Annotated in this window: 14 protein-coding genes; 12 read left to right on the top strand and 2 right to left on the bottom strand. The window is 61.7% G+C overall.

From position 1 onward, the window contains the following. The first annotated feature begins 156 nt into the window (after positions 1 to 156). Complete coding sequence (locus Q1A71_RS15140; RefSeq protein ID WP_299677870.1) at positions 157 to 2,127, top strand: AMP-binding protein; 1,971 nt, start codon at positions 157 to 159, stop codon at positions 2,125 to 2,127. A gap of 53 nt (positions 2,128 to 2,180) precedes the next feature. Here Q1A71_RS15140 and Q1A71_RS15135 read toward each other — a convergent pair whose 3' ends face one another. Then, positions 2,181 to 2,360, bottom strand: coding sequence for a hypothetical protein (locus Q1A71_RS15135; RefSeq protein ID WP_299677868.1), 180 nt, complete (start codon positions 2,358 to 2,360; stop codon positions 2,181 to 2,183). A gap of 88 nt (positions 2,361 to 2,448) precedes the next feature. Between Q1A71_RS15135 and Q1A71_RS15130 the strand changes: the two genes are divergently transcribed. The 4 genes from Q1A71_RS15130 to Q1A71_RS15115 all read left to right on the top strand — a co-directional run bounded on the left by Q1A71_RS15130 (position 2,449) and on the right by Q1A71_RS15115 (position 5,768). Continuing rightward, a complete protein-coding gene (locus Q1A71_RS15130) occupies positions 2,449 to 3,267 on the top strand; it encodes an ABC transporter ATP-binding protein (protein ID WP_299677865.1) in 819 nt (272 codons plus the stop codon). Continuing rightward, positions 3,260 to 3,862 (top strand): hypothetical protein, encoded by a 603-nt coding sequence (locus Q1A71_RS15125; RefSeq protein WP_299677862.1) that lies wholly within the window; start codon positions 3,260 to 3,262, stop codon positions 3,860 to 3,862. Before Q1A71_RS15130 ends, Q1A71_RS15125 begins: the two co-directional genes overlap by 8 nt. 359 nt (positions 3,863 to 4,221) lie before the next feature. Next, positions 4,222 to 4,779, top strand: a complete 558-nt coding sequence (locus Q1A71_RS15120; RefSeq protein ID WP_299677859.1) for a hypothetical protein — start codon at positions 4,222 to 4,224, stop codon at positions 4,777 to 4,779. After that, on the top strand, positions 4,779 to 5,768 hold the full coding sequence (locus tag Q1A71_RS15115) for a branched-chain amino acid ABC transporter permease (RefSeq protein ID WP_299677856.1): 990 nt from the start codon (positions 4,779 to 4,781) through the stop codon (positions 5,766 to 5,768). The genes Q1A71_RS15120 and Q1A71_RS15115 overlap by 1 nt, the downstream gene beginning before the upstream one ends. A 162-nt stretch (positions 5,769 to 5,930) precedes the next feature. Here the strand turns inward: Q1A71_RS15115 and Q1A71_RS15110 are convergent, their stop codons facing one another. Further along, the gene (locus Q1A71_RS15110; RefSeq protein WP_299677853.1) at positions 5,931 to 6,269 is read right to left on the bottom strand and encodes an SHOCT domain-containing protein; all 339 of its coding nucleotides are present in this window, start codon (positions 6,267 to 6,269) and stop codon (positions 5,931 to 5,933) included. Positions 6,270 to 6,440: 171 nt separating this feature from the next. Here Q1A71_RS15110 and Q1A71_RS15105 point away from each other — a divergent pair, with 171 nt between their 5' ends. The 7 genes from Q1A71_RS15105 (at position 6,441) to Q1A71_RS15075 (ending at position 12,348) form a co-directional block, all read left to right on the top strand. Next, the gene (locus Q1A71_RS15105) at positions 6,441 to 6,662 is read left to right on the top strand and encodes a hypothetical protein (protein WP_299677850.1); all 222 of its coding nucleotides are present in this window, start codon (positions 6,441 to 6,443) and stop codon (positions 6,660 to 6,662) included. Continuing rightward, positions 6,662 to 7,738, top strand: a complete 1,077-nt coding sequence (locus Q1A71_RS15100) for a branched-chain amino acid ABC transporter permease (protein WP_299677847.1) — start codon at positions 6,662 to 6,664, stop codon at positions 7,736 to 7,738. The genes Q1A71_RS15105 and Q1A71_RS15100 overlap by 1 nt, the downstream gene beginning before the upstream one ends. 97 nt (positions 7,739 to 7,835) lie before the next feature. Further along, complete coding sequence (locus Q1A71_RS15095) at positions 7,836 to 9,119, top strand: ABC transporter substrate-binding protein (RefSeq protein ID WP_299677845.1); 1,284 nt, start codon at positions 7,836 to 7,838, stop codon at positions 9,117 to 9,119. A gap of 70 nt (positions 9,120 to 9,189) precedes the next feature. Beyond that, positions 9,190 to 10,026 (top strand): ABC transporter ATP-binding protein, encoded by an 837-nt coding sequence (locus Q1A71_RS15090; RefSeq protein WP_299677842.1) that lies wholly within the window; start codon positions 9,190 to 9,192, stop codon positions 10,024 to 10,026. Further along, on the top strand, positions 10,014 to 10,322 hold the full coding sequence (locus tag Q1A71_RS15085) for a hypothetical protein (RefSeq protein WP_299677839.1): 309 nt from the start codon (positions 10,014 to 10,016) through the stop codon (positions 10,320 to 10,322). Before Q1A71_RS15090 ends, Q1A71_RS15085 begins: the two co-directional genes overlap by 13 nt. Continuing rightward, the gene (locus Q1A71_RS15080) at positions 10,319 to 11,515 is read left to right on the top strand and encodes a phenylacetate--CoA ligase family protein (RefSeq protein WP_299677836.1); all 1,197 of its coding nucleotides are present in this window, start codon (positions 10,319 to 10,321) and stop codon (positions 11,513 to 11,515) included. The genes Q1A71_RS15085 and Q1A71_RS15080 overlap by 4 nt, the downstream gene beginning before the upstream one ends. Continuing rightward, on the top strand, positions 11,512 to 12,348 hold the full coding sequence (locus tag Q1A71_RS15075) for an alpha/beta hydrolase (RefSeq protein WP_299677833.1): 837 nt from the start codon (positions 11,512 to 11,514) through the stop codon (positions 12,346 to 12,348). The genes Q1A71_RS15080 and Q1A71_RS15075 overlap by 4 nt, the downstream gene beginning before the upstream one ends. Positions 12,349 to 12,355: the final 7 nt, after the last annotated feature.

The following is a 12,355-nucleotide window of genomic DNA, read 5'->3' as shown; positions in this document are numbered from 1 at the left end:
TTGTCGGCAACTCGAAACCGGGCGGTGTAACAATTCGTAAGGATTGAGAAATCATGACGAAAAAGTTGACGCCGACCCTAAAAGACACATTGTTATCTGTATGACCGCGCACACGCGGCGCTTGTCTGAAAAAGGCAAGGTCTGGGAGGACAACAGTTGAGTGAACGCACGACAGGCGCTGGCGGGCTGCAGTCCGTCCCGGCGCTTCTGCACCGCAATGCCACGGAGTTTGCGAGCGCGCCCGCGTATCGCGAGAAGGAGTATGGCATCTGGCAGAGCTGGACCTGGGCGGAGACGCGCGAGGAGGTTGAAGCACTGGCGCTTGGGATGCTGGATCTCGGCGTGGCCGAGGGCGATTTCGTCGCCGTCATCGGACGCAACCGGCCTTATCTCTATTGGTCGATGGTGGCGGCAGAGATGTGCGGCGCTGTGCCGGTGCCGCTCTATCAGGACGCGGTCGCCGAAGAGATGTCGTACGTGCTGGGCCATTGCGGTGCGCGCTTTGTGATTGCAGGCGATCAGGAGCAGGTTGACAAGGTCATCGAGGTGCAGGCGGAGTTGCCGAATTTCGAGCAGATGATCTACCTCGATCCGCGCGGCTTGCGGAAGTACGACCATTCCCGCCTGCATCAATACAGCCACATTCAGGACGTGGGGCGGGCCAAGCGCGATGAACTCTTGGGCGAGTTGGAAGCGCGGCAGGCACGGCTGGATTACGACAGCACCTGCGTGATGCTGTATACCTCGGGGACGACGGGTAAGCCCAAGGGTGTGGTGCTCAGCAATCGCAATGTGATCGAGACCTCGAAGTCCTCCTCTGAATTCGATGATTTGCGCCAGACGGATGATATTCTGGCCTATCTGCCGATGGCCTGGGTCGGCGATTTCATCTTTTCGGTGGGTCAGGCGATGTGGACGGGCTTCTGCACGAATTGCCCGGAGAGCGCGGATACGATGCATGTGGACCTGCGCGAGATCGGGCCGACGTACTACTTCGCGCCGCCGCGCGTGTTCGAGACGCAGCTGACCAATGTGATGATCCGTATGGAGGATGCGGGGCGTTTCAAGAAGTGGCTCTTTGACGTCTGCATGGCGCAGGCGCGGAAGGTGGGACCGGCGATCCTGGATGGGCAGTCGGTGAGCCAGTGGGACCGGTTCAAGTACAACCTCGGAGAGCTCTTCATCTATGGTCCGCTGAAGAACACGCTGGGGTTTTCCCGCGTGCGGGTGGGCTATACCGCGGGGGAAGCCATTGGCCCGGAAATCTTTGATTTCTATCGGTCTTTGGGGATCAACCTCAAACAGCTTTATGGTCAGACCGAGGCGACGGTGTTCATCACCGCGCAGCCCGATGGCGAGGTGCGCAGCGATACGGTGGGTGTCTGCTGCCCGGGTGTCGAGCTGAAGATCGCGGAGAATGGCGAGGTATTCTATCGCTCGCCCGGGGTGTTTGTGGAGTATTACAAGAACCCCGAGAGCACGGCGGGCACCAAGGATGCCGAGGGCTGGGTGGCCACGGGGGATGCGGGGTTCGTCGAGGAAGACACCGGGCATCTGCGCATCATCGACCGCGCGAAGGACGTGGGGCAGATGGCGTCAGGCGCGCTCTTTGCGCCGAAATATGTCGAGAACAAGCTGAAGTTCTTCCCCAACATTCTCGAAGCCGTGGTCTTCGGGAACGGGCGGGATGAATGCACGGCCTTCATCAACATCGACCTGACGGCGGTGGGCAACTGGGCGGAGCGGAACAACATCGGTTACGCCTCTTATCAGGAGCTGGCGCGTCACCCGCAGGTGATGGACACGATCCAGAGCCATGTGGAGGAGGTGAACGCCTCGGTCGCGCAGGACGACATGCTGTCGGGCTGTCAGGTGCACCGCTTCGTCGTGCTGCACAAGGAGTTGGATGCGGATGACGGCGAGCTGACGCGCACGCGCAAGGTGCGCCGCCGGATCATTGAAGAGAAATACTCCGATATCATTGCCGCGCTCTATGACGGGTCGACGTCGGTCAGCACGGTCACGGAAGTGACCTATGAGGATGGGCGCAAGGGGTCGATTTCGGCCACCTTGGAAGTGCGGTCAGCGGCCGTTCAGGCGGTGGCTCAGAAGATGGCGGCGGAATGATGGGACGACGCTCGGCTGCGCCATCGCCCCGCCCACCCTCCCGCAGGGGGTGGTCAGATGCTGGCTTTTGGTCCGTTGTACGCGGCGCTGACGGCGCGGCTGATGTGGAAATGTGTGGAAAATCCGCGCAGGGCGGCGTTGATGTCCTTGATGGCCGCGGCGCGGCTCAGGCCTGCGCGTTTGTGGCTGCGCGCCATTTCGATCAGGCAATTCCGTTCCCAGTCGTTCGACATGGCCGCGGTTCCTTTTGCTGCTCCCGCGACAACCATAAACACAAAGTGGTTAACGTTTCGCGCAAGCACCGCGCGGGAGGGGCACGACATGCTTGATCAGACCGAAGGCTATACCACCGAGGACGGCCGCAAGATCGGTGGCGTGGTCATGGAGATGCGCAATATTACCCTGCGATTCGGGGGGGTTGAGGCGATCAAGGACATCTCTTTTGACATCCGCGAAGGGGAGATCCGGGCGATCATCGGGCCGAATGGGGCGGGCAAATCCTCGATGCTGAATGTCATCTCGGGCTTCTATGTCCCGCAGGAGGGGCAGGTCTATTACAAGGGCGCGCCACGGCCCCCGATGAAGCCCTACCAGGTGGCGCAGCAGGGGATTGCGCGGACGTTTCAGAACATCGCACTTTTCGAAGGCATGAGCGTGCTCGACAACGTGATGACCGGGCGGCTGACCCATATGAAGACGGGGCTGTTTTCGCAGTCGTTCTGGCTGGGCAAGGCGGAGAAAGAGGAGACGGAAAACCGGGAAGTTTCTGAAAAGATTATTGATTTTCTGGAAATTCAGGCGATCCGCAAGACGCCGGTGTCGCGCCTGCCCTACGGGTTGAAAAAGCGCGTGGAGCTGGCGCGGGCGCTAGCGGCGGAGCCGTCGCTGCTGCTGCTGGACGAGCCGATGGCGGGCATGAACGTCGAGGAGAAAGAGGACATGAGCCGCTTCATCCTCGACGTGAATGACGAGTTCGGCACGACCATCGCGCTCATCGAGCATGACATGGGCGTGGTCATGGACCTGAGCGACCGGGTGGTCGTGATGGATTACGGCAAGAAGATCGGCGACGGGACGCCGGATGAGGTGCGTGGAAATCAGGCGGTGATCGACGCCTATCTGGGGGTCGCCCATGACTGAAATGGCCCCGTCGGTGGCGCATCGGTTTTGCGTCGGTATCACGTCGGTATTACGTCGGTGCGTGGCGGTCGGTGTTGTAACGCTCTGTTCATATCCCGCGCTCGCCGAGGAGTTGGTGGAAAATCAGACCAACTCTGCGCTTAGCGCTTTTTACGGGTTCTGTCTGAATGAGATGTTCGATTTGGATCAGGTGAGTGAACTAGCTACTCGCTTCGGTTGGGAGGTAATCCCTAACGAGGAGCTTCAAGTCTTCGTTCCTCAGATCGAAGCGGAGGTAACCGACTACTCTGGGTATCTTGCGTTGACACCTGATGAGCCGCCCTTACCGATTGCCGTCTTCGTCGGCCAAAGCGTCGATCCCGATGGGCTGACATATCATTGCTCGATCTTTTTCAGAGATGTTTTGCCGGATGAGTTTTTGACTGCCTTCATCGCAGACACACAGGCGATTTATGTCGGAGGAGAGCAAAAAGCTGCAGGGTGGGTCGCTTTCTATGCCGTCCCAGAGTTTCGAGGTGATTTTATTCTCATCGAAAGCCAGACGCGGGGTCGTGGTTTGCGTGCGACTCGATTGATGCCGCAAGGAGATGAGTGAATTGATGAGTTGGTCGAACACTCTTCATAGGTGCGCCGCACCTCTTTTGTTGCAGCGGGACAAGACTTTTGCCCCTGTTTCGAAGGCAGCGTGCCCACCCATTGTGCAGACCAACCATACCCTCACGAACCTTCTCTTTCTGTTATATTTTTTGAACAAAAGGTTAACCATCGGCGGATTGTTTCCGTGGTACCAAGGCAAAATGGGCAAGAACCCGCTTTGTCTGCCGGCGGTCCTGTCCTTGAGCACGCATCGGCACGGTTTCGCCGGTGTCAGAGAGCAGACGGACAATGGATACCGTTTGGAGGGTACACATGAGTAAGTGGTTGTTAGCAGGGGCATGCGCCCTTGGAAGTTTAGTGTTCATGGGCACAGAGGCCGAGGCGGCACCGCAGTTTTGCGGGCAACCGACGCCCGCGATGCAGGAAACCTGCGATCTCTATCAGTCCTATTGCGCGGCTTATCTGGAGGATCCGGCCTCGCTGGACCGGTCCACCTTGCGCGAAATCCCCAGTGGCGCGCGGGCGCGGTTTGCGGCGAGCGAGCTGACGCAGGTCACGCTGGGGTATCTCACCACGCCGAACCCGCAGGTGGCTGTGGTGTATGGCGATGAGTATCCGTCATGCGAGCTGTTGATGACCGGGATGGCGTATTCCGATCTGTTGCTCGCCTATCGCGACTGGCGCGAGGGGGAAGGGGCGCTGTTCGCGGCCACGGCCCCGTTTGAGCCGGTCTCGAAACGGGAAATGCCGCGCGCCTATGCCGCCGTTTTCCTGGCCGCCCCGCGTGAAGACGGGCGGGTGACGGAGATCACGTTGAACTGGAACCTGAGCGAGGCGGGTCTGACCCGGCTCAAAGTCTCGTATCAGCCGGAGCGCGAGCACACGCGGCTTCTGCTGGGGCAAGGAGCGAACTGATGCCGGAACAGCTGGCCTTTACCATCGAGGTATTTCTCAACGGGCTCATGGCGGGGGTGCTCTATGCGCTCGTCGCTCTGGGCTTCGTTCTGATCTACAAGGCCAGCGGCATCTTCAACTTTGCGCAAGGGGTCATGGCGCTGTTTGCGGCCATGACCCTGTACGGGATCATGAATGGGCAGGTGCCCTTTGCCCATCTGATCAATGCGATTTTCGGCACCGAGATTCACTATTTTGGCTGGGAGCTGCCGGCGCTCTTGGCGATTGTGATGACCGTGGGGGTGATGATCCTGCTCGCCTGGATGGTGCAGCGGTTCATCTTCAGGTACCTCGTGGGGCAGGAGCCGATCATCCTCTTCATGGCGACCATCGGGCTGGCCTATTTCCTGGAAGGGGTCGGGGACCTCATGTGGGGCTCGGACATCAAGACGCTGGATGTGGGCCTGCCGCAGGGCATTAATGAGACCATCGACGAGGTGACCTTCGGCTGGTTCGGCTATGGGTTTTTCATCGACAATCTGGACATCGTGGCGAGCATTGTGGCGATCATTCTGGTCGCAGCGCTGGTGGCCTTTGCGCAATACACCAAGCAGGGGCGCGCGATGCGGGCGGTGGCCGACGACCATCAGGCGGCGCTCAGCGTCGGTGTGTCGCTGAACTTTATCTGGATCCTGGTGTGGTCGCTGGCGGGATTTGTCGCGCTTGTGGCGGGCATCATGTGGGGGGCGAAGTCGGGCGTGCAGTTCTCGCTGAGCCTGATTGCGTTGAAGGCCCTGCCGGTGCTGATGCTGGGCGGTTTCACCTCGATCCCCGGCGCGATTGTGGGCGGGCTGATCATCGGGGTGGGCGAGAAGCTGTTCGAGTTCCTGATCGGACAGCCCTATCTGGGGGGCGCCACCGAGAACTGGTTTGCCTATATGCTGGCGCTGGTGTTTCTGGTGTTCCGTCCGCAGGGCCTGTTCGGGGAGAAGATCATTGAACGGGTTTGAGGACAAATTCTTGAAAAGGTCCAGTGGACCTTTTCGTGTCCTCAAAGGGCGGAGCCCCGGATTGCGGCGTCTTGCAAAACCCTCCGGGGGAGGTTTTCAGCCCGGCAATGAGCGGAGCCCTGTCTGCGGTGTCGGCAGGGGACAGCGGCCCGGGGATGCGCGCTATTCCTCCAACGAGCGGAAGAGGGCGACCGTGAGGGCCGCGAGGATCGTCACACCGAGGGTCAGTGCCAGGTTCATGTCGCCGAAGATCAGCATGGCAAAGCAGAGGCAGACACCGATGATGCCGAGGCAGAGCACGATGCCGAAGCCCCAGGTCATCGAGCCGGAGAGCTTTTGCTCCGGGCGTGCGGAGGGGGTGTCGACCTCGACAAAGTCGGTGTCGACGACGTCGATGCTGTCGATCAGCGCGGCCCGTTGGGCCGTATATTCCACATCTGTGATCTCGCCGCGGCTCAGACGGGCGTCGAGCTCGCGCAGATCGTTCAGGATGGCTGTCATTTCGTCCACTCCTGCCCCCACTGGAATGTGTGGCAGGGGAAATGGGGCGAAATTGGGAGATTCCGTGGAAGATTGTGATGTGGTTAACGGCTGGAGTTTGCGGCGTCCCAGTATCCATTCGCCACAGAAAACCAGGCTGGGGGTGGGTGCATGACGGGGGTTGATCGTACAATGTACAAACTGCTGGTCGTCGGTCTGTTCATGACGACTGTCGCCTTGGCCTTGAGCATGATGATTCAGATCAGCGCTGTTACGACCGCCTCGGGCCAAGGCTATCCGTCGACCTTACAGGTCATCACCGTTCTGGCGGTCAGTGGTCGGTTTCTCTTGGCGCTTGGCGCGCTTTATTGGGTGCCCAGATTCATTAAGAGAATTTTTCCGGAGGTTGCATAATGTTCTATCGTGAAGCCGGAGATTTCAGCACCACCTACCCGCAGGACAGCCAGACCTTTCCGATCAAGTTCGACCGGTGGCGGTATTATGCGGTGCTGTTCATCGCGGTGGTGATCATCCCCTTCGTGATCAATGACTACTGGGTCAACTCGATCTTCATGCCGTTCCTGATCTATGCGATTGCGGCGATCGGGCTGAATATTCTGGTGGGCTACTGCGGGCAGGTGTCCTTGGGCACCGGCGGGTTCATGGCTGTGGGGGCCTACGCCTGTTACAAGCTGATGACCGGGTTCCCGGAGGTCAGCATGTTCATCCATGTGCTTCTGGCCGGCGGGATCACGGCGATGGTGGGCGTGCTCTTTGGCTTGCCGAGCCTGCGGATCAAGGGGTTCTATCTGGCCGTGGCGACGCTGGCCGCACAGTTCTTCCTGGTGTGGCTCTTCAACAAGGTGAGCTGGTTTTATAACTATTCCGCCTCGGGACAGATCAACGCGCCGGAGCGGGACACCTTCGGTATTCTGATCACCGGGCCGAATACCGAGGCCTGGGCAACGTATATGTTCTGCCTGATCTTTACGATCTTCTCGGCGGTCGTCGCGCGCAACCTGACGCGTGGATCGGTCGGGCGGCAGTGGATGGCGATCCGCGATATGGACATCGCCGCCGAGATCATCGGGGTGAACCCGCTGAAGGCCAAGCTGACAGCCTTTGCGGTGAGTTCCTTCTTCGTGGGCATTTCGGGCGCGCTGTTCTTCGCGGTCTATCTGGGTGCTGTGGAAGTCGGCGAAGCCTTTGGCATCACCAAGTCGTTCCTCGTGCTCTTCATGATCATCATCGGGGGTCTGGGCTCGATCTTCGGCAGTTTCGCGGGGGCGGCGTTCCTGGTACTGCTGCCGGTGGCGCTGAAGATCATCGGGGTGGATTGGCTGGGTTGGCCCACGGATATCGTGGCGCATCTCAACCTCGTCATCGTGGGCGGGCTGATCGTCGTCTTCCTCATTGCGGAACCGCACGGGCTCGCGCAGCTCTGGCGGATCGCCAAGGAGAAGCTGCGGCTGTGGCCGTTCCCGCACTGAGCAACTGCCAGGTGGGGTGGGCTTTCAGGCCACCCCCAACAGAAAAACAGAGCCGGGCCACCGGCACGTCGGACAAAAACCAAGGGAGGTATCACCGATGAACTACAAACTGGGTACATGGGCCGTGGCGGGCCTGATGGCGGCAAGCCCCGTGATGGCGGATCTTGTCTTTCCATCGCTGAGCTATCGCACCGGGCCTTATGCGGCGGGGGGCATCCCCTTTGCGGATGGCTATGCCGATTACTTCACCCTGCTGAACGAGCGGGATGGCGGCATCGGCGGGGTGATGACCCGCGTGGTGGAATGCGAGACGGGCTATAACACCGAAAAGGGTGTGGAGTGCTATGAGAGCACGAAGGGCGAAGGCGCGCTGGTCTATCAGCCGCTCTCCACCGGCATCACCTATCAGCTGATCCCGAAGGCGACGGCGGATGACATCCCGATTCACTCCATGGGCTATGGCCGGACCTCTGCCGCAAACGGCGATGTCTTCAGCCATGTGTTCAACTACCCGGCCAACTACTGGAACGGCGCCTCGGCGGCGGTGAATCATATTCTGGATGTGAACGGCGGCGATATCTCGGGCAAGAAGATCGCGCTGGTCTATCACAACTCCGCCTATGGCAAGGAGCCGATCCGCACGCTGGAGAAGCTGTCGGAGAAGCACGGGTTTGAGCTCTTGCTGCTCGCCGTCGATCACCCGGGGCAGGAGCAGAAGAGCCAATGGCTGCAGATCCGCCGCGAGCGGCCTGACAACGTGATCATGTACGGCTGGGGCGTCATGAACCAGGTGGCGATCCAGGAGGCCGCGAACATCCGCTTCCCGATGGAGAATTTCATCGGCATCTGGTGGTCGGGTGCCGAGATCGACGTGGAGCCGGCGGGCGACAAGGCCAACGGCTACAAGGCGCTGTCGATGTCGGCGGTGGGTGATGACTTCCCGCTCTATGACGATCTGCGGCAATATGTGGTCGAGGCTGGCAAGGCCGCCGGTGCGGGCGATCAGCTGGGCACTGTGCCCTACAACCGTGGGCTCTATGCCGCGATGCTGGCCGCTGAGGCCGTGAAAGTTGCGCAGGACATGCATGGCGTGGCCGACATCACCAGCGGTCAGATGCGCGATGGGATGGAGAACCTCGTCATCACCGAGGAGATCATGGCGGCGAATGGTGTGCCGGGCTTTGGGCCGGAGTTCACCGTGTCGTGTGAAAACCACGGTGGCGACGGTCTTGTGGCGGTGACGCAGTGGGATGCGGCGGCGGGTGAGTTCGTGCAGATCGCGGATTTCGCACCCACGGATATGGAGATCATCCAGCCGCTGATCGATGAGGACTCCGCTGCTTACAAGGCGGAGAACAACATCGAGAGCAATTGCAACTGATGTGACCTCTCCCCGGCGGTGGTTTGCGCCGCCGCCGGGGGATTTGAGTATTTCGGGAAGAATGAAGCCCATGCTGGACGCAGATTCTGAGGCAATGACCCAAGCGGAGACGGTGCTCGATGTGAACAACATCGAGGTGATCTACAATCACGTAATCCTGGTGCTGAAGGGCGTGAGCCTGACCGTGCCGAAAGGCGGGATCACCGCGCTGTTGGGGGGCAATGGCGCGGGCAAGACCACGACGTTGAAGGCGATTTCGGGGCTCTTGGCGTCGGAGCGCGGCGAGGTCACCAAGGGCTCGATCAAGTATCACGGGACGCCCATTCATCATGCGGACCCGGCGGAGACTGTGAAGCGCGGCGTCGTGCAGGTGATGGAGGGGCGGCATTGCTTTGAGCATCTGACGGTTGAGGAGAACCTGCTCACCGGGGCGTACACCCGCAAGGATGGCAATGCCGCGATCCAGGCGGATCTGGAGATGGTCTATGGTTATTTTCCGCGCCTGAAGGAGCGGCGGAAAAGCCAGGCGGGCTATACCTCTGGTGGCGAGCAGCAGATGACGGCGATTGGCCGGGCGCTGATGTCGAAGCCGGAGACGGTGTTGCTGGATGAGCCGTCGATGGGGTTGGCGCCGCAGCTGGTGGAGCAGATTTTCGAGATCGTGAAGTCGATCAATGAAGAGCAGGGCGTGACGATCCTGCTGGCCGAGCAGAACACCAATGTGGCGCTGCGGTTCGCGCATTACGGCTATATTCTGGAGTCGGGCCGCGTGGTGATGGACGGGCCCGCGGCGGAGCTGCGGGAGAACCCGGATGTGAAGGAGTTCTATCTGGGCATGTCGGAGGAGGGGCGGAAGTCGTTCCGCGATGTGCGCAGCTATCGGAGGCGCAAGCGGTGGCTGTCGTAAGCGAGGGTCGGGTCGCCTGTCGCACCCCGGCAGAGGGGCGCGAGGGGGTGACCAATATCCCGGTCTGGAAGTTCGACCTCATTCGCGGGCATATCGCCGAGATCCTCAGCGATGGTAAGCCGCAGGTCTACAACAATGTGCGTGATGCCGTGGGCGCACGGCTCACGGCAGAGCAGGCGCGGGCGCTGGGCAAACTGGGATGGCATGTGATCACCGTGAAGCTGGAGCTGGAGGTGCGCGGCGAGGTGGAACGCGTGGCGGCGAAAGGGCTGCAGCAGATCAGGTGGGCGGGATGACATTTTTTGACGAGCTGGAGACGCGCAGTGCGGATGCGCGTGAGGCGGCACAGACCGAGGCGTTGATCGCGCAGGTGGCGCGGGTGCGTGCGGCGGCGGACAGTTGCTTGCCTGGAGATGTGGAGGTTGCGGGGCTCGGGGATTTGACCAAGCTGCCTGTTTTGCGGAAGGCGGATCTGGCGGCCTGGCAGGCGGACAAACCGCCGTTTGGGGGTATTCCGGTCCGCAATGCGGCGCATGTGTTTCAGTCGCCCGGGCCGATTTATGAGCCCGGTGGGGTGAGCCACGACTGGTGGCGCATGGGGCGGTTTCTGCATGCGGCGGGCATCGGCGCGGACGATGTGGTGCAGAACTGTTTCGGCTATCACCTGACGCCTGCGGGGATGATTTTCGAGAGCGGCGCGCGGGCCGTGGGGGCCATGGTATTGCCTGCGGGCACGGGGCAGACGGAGTTGCAGGTGCAGGCGGCTGCTGCCGTGGGCACGACGGCCTATGCGGGCACGCCGGATTATTTGAAGGTGATCCTCGACAAGGCCGATGAGATGGGGGTGAGCCTGGGCATCACCAAGGCGGCGGTGGGCGGTGGGGCGCTGTTCCCGGCGATGCGCGCGGGCTACGCGGAGCGGGGGATCACCTGCCTGCAGTGCTATGCGACGGCCGATCTGGGCAACATTGCCTACGAGAGCCCGGCGATGGAAGGCATGATCCTCGATGAGGGCGTGATCGTCGAGATCGTGACGCCCGGCACCGGCGATCCGGTGGCCGACGGCGAGGTGGGCGAGGTGGTGGTGACGACGCTGAACCCGGACTATCCGCTTATCCGCTTCGCGACCGGGGATTTGAGCGCGGTGATGCCCGGCCAGAGCCCCTGCGGGCGGACGAACACGCGGATCAAGGGGTGGATGGGCCGGGCCGATCAGACCACGAAGATCAAGGGGATGTTCGTGCGGCCCGAGCAGGTGGCCGCTCTGGTGGCGCGGCACGAGGAGATTGTGAAGGCCCGGGTGATTGCCAGCCGCGATGGGGCGCAGGATGCGATGACCGTGCAGGTCGAGGCTGCGGGTGGCTCGGCGGAGCTGTTCTCGCAGAGTGTCGTCGATGTGCTGAAACTCAAAGGTGCGGTCGAGGTGGTCAGCCCCGGCAGCCTGCCGCGCGACGGGTTGGTGATCGAGGACCAGCGCAGCTACGAGTGACACAGCCCCCGCCGTCCCTGATCTATGATGCGGACGCGGTCGCGCGCGCGCAGCGGCTGGTGATCTGTGCGCCTGGCGCGCTGACCCGTATCGAGATTTTCGACCCCGTGCTCGCCTGGCGTGCGCGGGGGTGGGAGCCGGTGTTCTATCCCTTCCCGGGGCTCGACGGGCGGGCCCTGTCGCTGCTCGATATTGACGGAGCGGCAGCGCAGATCGCGGCCTTTGCGGAGGCGCATTCCGACAAGCAGATCGGCCTTTTGGGCTTCTCCACCGGCGGCGCGATTGTGATCGAGGCAGCCGCCCGGCTCGGGCCCGAAGTGCGCACCGTCGCACTCGCGCCGGGGCTGCCACAGGCGGGCGGGTGGCGCACCATGCTGGCCACCACCTGGGACATTCTGGGTGCTGCGTGGCGTGCGCGGGCGCTCCGGGTGCGGCCGGTCTGGCTGGAGTACTACCGGGTGTTGCTGTTTGGACGGGCGGTGCTGCGCCATGCGGATACGCGTGCGCGCAGCCACGAGATCGTAGAGGCCCGCGCGCCGCGCATGGTCTATCCCGAGAGCGGGCTCTTGCGCGCCCATGCGCATGGGTTGAAACGGTGGAGAGGCCCGCGCGCGCCCTTGCCCGTGCCGGGGCATGTGACCGTGCTGGCCGGATCGGAGGACCCGGTGTTTTCCACCGCGCAGACCCGGGCCTTTGCCGCCGCCCTGGGCGATGTGGCCCTGCGGGTGTTTCCGGGGCATGGGCACATGCTGTTCCTGACCGAGCCCTCTGTCTTTGACATCGCGCGCGCGGTTTTGGAGGGGGCGGAGGAACGCTCTGGCCTTTCTGACTGAATTTGTC

This window comes from uncultured Roseobacter sp., from assembly GCF_947493125.1.
In the GTDB taxonomy this organism is placed as follows: domain Bacteria; phylum Pseudomonadota; class Alphaproteobacteria; order Rhodobacterales; family Rhodobacteraceae; genus Roseobacter.
Note: the sequence above shows the minus strand (reverse complement) of the source record. Positions and strands in the feature narration are given on the sequence as shown.